General features: G+C 57.8%; 3 rRNA genes. All 3 read left to right on the top strand.

Going from position 1 to position 5679, the window contains the following annotated elements:
• The first annotated feature begins 267 nt into the window (after nt 1-267).
• The 3 genes from OHL10_RS18585 to rrf all read left to right on the top strand — a co-directional run bounded on the left by OHL10_RS18585 (nt 268) and on the right by rrf (nt 5624).
• A 16S ribosomal RNA gene (locus OHL10_RS18585) occupies nt 268-1787 on the top strand.
• A gap of 501 nt (nt 1788-2288) precedes the next feature.
• A 23S ribosomal RNA gene (locus tag OHL10_RS18580) occupies nt 2289-5399 on the top strand.
• Nucleotides 5400-5507: 108 nt separating this feature from the next.
• Nucleotides 5508-5624, top strand: a 5S ribosomal RNA gene (gene rrf / locus OHL10_RS18575).
• Together the 16S, 23S and 5S rRNA genes form the textbook arrangement of a ribosomal RNA operon.
• The last annotated feature ends 55 nt before the right edge of the window (nt 5625-5679 follow it).

Raw genomic sequence — 5679 nt, 5'->3', positions numbered from 1 at the left:
GTTGCCCCGAGTGAGGGTCCGCTGGGCGGGTCTGAGTCGGTGTGTGTCGGTTGTTTGAGAACTCAACAGTGTGCTTGATAGTCAATGCCAATATCCCTCGTCGGGTGTCTGGTGGTCATCGTTGTGGTGGCCGTTGGGTGTTCGTAGAGGATTCCTTTGGTATATGGATTGAAAACGTCATGTTTTCGGTTTGTAGCCTAGATTATGAACCTTCGGGTTCGCTTCGTATGGTTGTTAGCCGCTCTTTTGGGTGGTTGATAGCAAACATTTACGGAGAGTTTGATCCTGGCTCAGGACGAACGCTGGCGGCGTGCTTAACACATGCAAGTCGAACGGTGAAGCCCAGCTTGCTGGGTGGATCAGTGGCGAACGGGTGAGTAACACGTGAGCAACCTGCCCCAGACTTCGGGATAAGCCTTGGAAACGAGGTCTAATACTGGATATGAGGTCACATCGCATGGTGTGGTCTGGAAAGATTTATCGGTCTGGGATGGGCTCGCGGCCTATCAGCTTGTTGGTGGGGTAGTGGCCTACCAAGGCGACGACGGGTAGCCGGCCTGAGAGGGCGACCGGCCACACTGGGACTGAGACACGGCCCAGACTCCTACGGGAGGCAGCAGTGGGGAATATTGCACAATGGGCGCAAGCCTGATGCAGCGACGCCGCGTGAGGGATGAAGGCCTTCGGGTTGTAAACCTCTTTCAGCAGGGAAGAAGCGCAAGTGACGGTACCTGCAGAAGAAGCGCCGGCTAACTACGTGCCAGCAGCCGCGGTAATACGTAGGGCGCAAGCGTTGTCCGGAATTATTGGGCGTAAAGAGCTCGTAGGCGGTCTGTCGCGTCTGGTGTGAAAACTCAAGGCTCAACCTTGAGCTTGCATCGGGTACGGGCAGACTAGAGTGCGGTAGGGGAGACTGGAATTCCTGGTGTAGCGGTGGAATGCGCAGATATCAGGAGGAACACCGATGGCGAAGGCAGGTCTCTGGGCCGCAACTGACGCTGAGGAGCGAAAGCATGGGGAGCGAACAGGATTAGATACCCTGGTAGTCCATGCCGTAAACGTTGGGCACTAGGTGTGGGGCTCATTCCACGAGTTCCGTGCCGCAGCAAACGCATTAAGTGCCCCGCCTGGGGAGTACGGCCGCAAGGCTAAAACTCAAAGGAATTGACGGGGGCCCGCACAAGCGGCGGAGCATGCGGATTAATTCGATGCAACGCGAAGAACCTTACCAAGGCTTGACATACACCGGAAACTTCCAGAGATGGTTGCCCCGCAAGGTCGGTGTACAGGTGGTGCATGGTTGTCGTCAGCTCGTGTCGTGAGATGTTGGGTTAAGTCCCGCAACGAGCGCAACCCTCGTCCTATGTTGCCAGCACGTGATGGTGGGGACTCATAGGAGACTGCCGGGGTCAACTCGGAGGAAGGTGGGGATGACGTCAAATCATCATGCCCCTTATGTCTTGGGCTTCACGCATGCTACAATGGCCGGTACAAAGGGCTGCGATACCGTAAGGTGGAGCGAATCCCAAAAAGCCGGTCTCAGTTCGGATTGGGGTCTGCAACTCGACCCCATGAAGTCGGAGTCGCTAGTAATCGCAGATCAGCAACGCTGCGGTGAATACGTTCCCGGGCCTTGTACACACCGCCCGTCAAGTCACGAAAGTCGGTAACACCCGAAGCCGGTGGCCCAACCCTTGTGGGGGGAGCCGTCGAAGGTGGGACTGGCGATTGGGACTAAGTCGTAACAAGGTAGCCGTACCGGAAGGTGCGGCTGGATCACCTCCTTTCTAAGGAGCTCACGCTCATGCGCCGGCTGGCGCTGCCTGTCCCTCGGGGCGGGTGGTTGGTCGGGGTGTGCAGTGGTGGCCACGGTCTGCGCCGTACGCGTGCAGAGGTGGTTGCTCATGGGTGGAACATTGACGAAGAGCCTGGTGGTCGCATCTGGTGCTAGTACCTGTCGCGTGGCTGGTTTCCCTTCGGGGTTTGCTGGTCGGTGGTGGTGGAACGCAGCGGGTGGGGTGGCTGGGCTTGCTGAGCACACTGTTGGGTCCTGAGGCAACCGGCCGACGTTTGTTGGTGGGATGACCTTGAGGTACGGGCCGATGTCTTGGAGTGTGAACCGTCACCGGTTGTGGTGGCAGGCCGCTCGTGGGAGTCGGGTTCGTCCGTTGCTTGAGAACTGCACAGTGGACGCGAGCATCTTTGTGAACCAAAGATCATCGCAAGCATGACGTGGCCTTCGGGTGCGTGGTGCTTGTGTGTTCTTGGTTTCTGCAATTTTGTTTTTTGTTGAAGTTTTTAAGGGCACAGGGTGGATGCCTTGGCACTAGGAGCCGAAGAAGGACGTTGTAGCCTGCGATAAGCCTCGGGGAGTTGGCAAACGAACCGTGATCCGAGGATGTCCGAATGGGGAAACCCCGCTGGAGTCATGTCCAGTGACCCGCACCTGAATATATAGGGTGTGTGGAGGGAACGCCGGGAAGTGAAACATCTCAGTACCGGCAGGAAGAGATATTCCGTGAGTAGTGGCGAGCGAAAGCGGAAGAGGCCAAACCGTTCGTGTGTGATAGCTGTCAGGCGTTGCACGGGCGGGGTTGTGGGACCTTTCAGACCATGCTGACATGTGGTCAGGGAGTCAGAAAGTCGTGTCATAGTCGAAGGGCATTGAATGGCCCGGCACAGAGGGTGCGACCCCCGTAGACGAAATGATGCGACCTCCCGAAGGGGATCCCAAGTAGCACGGGGCCCGAGAAATCCCGTGTGAATCCGGCAAGACCACTTGCTAAGCCTAAATACTACCTAGTGACCGATAGCGGACCAGTACCGTGAGGGAAAGGTGAAAAGTACCCCGGGAGGGGAGTGAAATAGTACCTGAAACCGTGTGCCTACAATCCGTTGGAGCCTCCCTAGCAGGGGTGACAGCGTGCCTTTTGAAGAATGAGCCTGCGAGTTAGTGCTCAGTGGCGAGGTTAACCCGTGTGGGGAAGCCGTAGCGAAAGCGAGTCCGAAGAGGGCGTCCATAGTCGCTGGGTCTAGACCCGAAGCGAAGTGATCTAGCCATGGGCAGGTTGAAGCGTGGGTAAGACCGCGTGGAGGACCGAACCCACCAGGGTTGAAAACCTGGGGGATGACCTGTGGTTAGGGGTGAAAGGCCAATCAAACTTCGTGATAGCTGGTTCTCCCCGAAATGCATTTAGGTGCAGCGTCACGTGTTTCTTGCCGGAGGTAGAGCTACTGGATGGCCGATGGGCCCTACAAGGTTACTGACGTCAGCCAAACTCCGAATGCCGGTAAGACAGAGCGTGGCAGTGAGACTGCGGGGGATAAGCTCCGTAGTCGAGAGGGAAACAGCCCAGACCACCAGCTAAGGCCCCTAAGCGTGTGCTAAGTGGGAAAGGATGTGGAGTTGCACAGACAACCAGGAGGTTGGCTTAGAAGCAGCCACCCTTGAAAGAGTGCGTAATAGCTCACTGGTCAAGTGATTCCGCGCCGACAATGTAGCGGGGCTCAAGTACACCGCCGAAGCTGTGGCATTCACACAACCGCTAGGCCTTCGTGGTCCAGGCGTGTGGATGGGTAGGGGAGCGTCGTGTGGGCAGTGAAGTCGCGGTGTAAACCAGCGGTGGAGCCTACACGAGTGAGAATGCAGGCATGAGTAGCGAAAGACGGGTGAGAAACCCGTCCGCCGAATGACCAAGGGTTCCAGGGCCAGGCTAATCCGCCCTGGGTAAGTCGGGACCTAAGGCGAGGCCGACAGGCGTAGTCGATGGACAAGGAGTTGACATTCTCCTACCGGCGAAGAACCGCCCATACCGAGCCCGGTGATGCTCAGCGCCCGAAACCCGCGCCGTGTCCTTCGGGACACACTGCGGGCAGAGCGCGCGAACCAAACCGGTAGTAGGTAAGCGTATTAACAGGGGTGACGCAGGAAGGTAGCCCAGCGTGGCGATGGTAGACCACGTCCAAGGCTGTAGGACGTCAGGTAGGCAAATCCGCCTGGCACGAGTCCGAGAGCTGATGGTGAGCGCGTATGCGCGATGATTGGGTGATCCTATGCTGCCAAGAAAAGCCTCGACGCGAGGTTCTAGCCGCCCGTACCCCAAACCGACTCAGGTGGTCAGGTAGAGAATACTAAGGCGATCGAGAGAATCGTGGTTAAGGAACTCGGCAAAATGCCCCCGTAACTTCGGGAGAAGGGGGGCCCGAAGCGTGAACACCCTCGCGGTGGGAGCGCGGACGGCCGCAGAGACCAGGGAGAAGCGACTGTTTACTAAAAACACAGGTCCGTGCGAAGTCGCAAGACGATGTATACGGACTGACGCCTGCCCGGTGCTGGAAGGTTAAGAGGACGGGTCAGCCCTTCGGGGCGAAGCTCAGAATTTAAGCCCCAGTAAACGGCGGTGGTAACTATAACCATCCTAAGGTAGCGAAATTCCTTGTCGGGTAAGTTCCGACCTGCACGAATGGCGTAACGACTTCTCCGCTGTCTCAACCGCGAACTCGGCGAAATTGCACTACGAGTAAAGATGCTCGTTACGCGCAGCAGGACGGAAAGACCCCGGGACCTTTACTATAGCTTGGTATTGGTGTTCGGTGCGGCTTGTGTAGGATAGGTGGGAGACTATGAAGCCCGCGCGCCAGCGCGGGTGGAGTCAACGTTGAAATACCACTCTGGCCGCTTCGTATACCTAACCTCGGTCCGTAAACCGGATCAGGGACAGTGCCTGGTGGGTAGTTTAACTGGGGCGGTTGCCTCCTAAAATGTAACGGAGGCGCTCAAAGGTTCCCTCAGCCTGGTTGGCAATCAGGTGTCGAGTGCAAGTGCACAAGGGAGCTTGACTGTGAGACTGACAGGTCGAGCAGGGACGAAAGTCGGAACTAGTGATCCGGCGGTGGCTTGTGGAAGCGCCGTCGCTCAACGGATAAAAGGTACCCCGGGGATAACAGGCTGATCTTGCCCAAGAGTCCATATCGACGGCATGGTTTGGCACCTCGATGTCGGCTCGTCGCATCCTGGGGCTGGAGTAGGTCCCAAGGGTTGGGCTGTTCGCCCATTAAAGCGGTACGCGAGCTGGGTTTAGAACGTCGTGAGACAGTTCGGTCCCTATCCGCTGCGCGCGCAGGAAACTTGAGAAGGGCTGTCCCTAGTACGAGAGGACCGGGACGGACGAACCTCTGGTGTGCCAGTTGTTCCGCCAGGAGCACCGCTGGTTAGCTACGTTCGGAAGGGATAACCGCTGAAAGCATCTAAGCGGGAAGCCTGCTTCAAGATGAGGTTTCCACGGGGCTAGACCCCGGAAGGCACCCAGCTAGACCACTGGGTAGATAGGCCGGATGTGGAAGACAGGACCAAAGACTGTCGCAGCTGACCGGTACTAATCAGCCAACAACTTCAACACCAACACTTTTGCTACGCGTCCACTGTGCGGTTCCCGAGAAACGGGCCAACACCCCCACCACCCACGACCACGGGCGGCAACAGGGGGCACCCGACAACTCGATAGCGTTACGGCGGTCACAGCGAAGGGGAAACGCCCGGTCCCATACCGAACCCGGAAGCTAAGCCCTTCAGCGCCGATGGTACTGCCCTGGAGACGGGGTGGGAGAGTAGGACGCCGCCGAACACCCATTCACCAAAGGCCCACCCCACCGGGGTGGGCCTTTGGCATACCCCCACAC

This window comes from Oerskovia flava, assembly GCF_026163685.1.
GTDB lineage: Bacteria > Actinomycetota > Actinomycetes > Actinomycetales > Cellulomonadaceae > Oerskovia_A > Oerskovia_A flava.
Note: the sequence above shows the minus strand (reverse complement) of the source record. Positions and strands in the feature narration are given on the sequence as shown.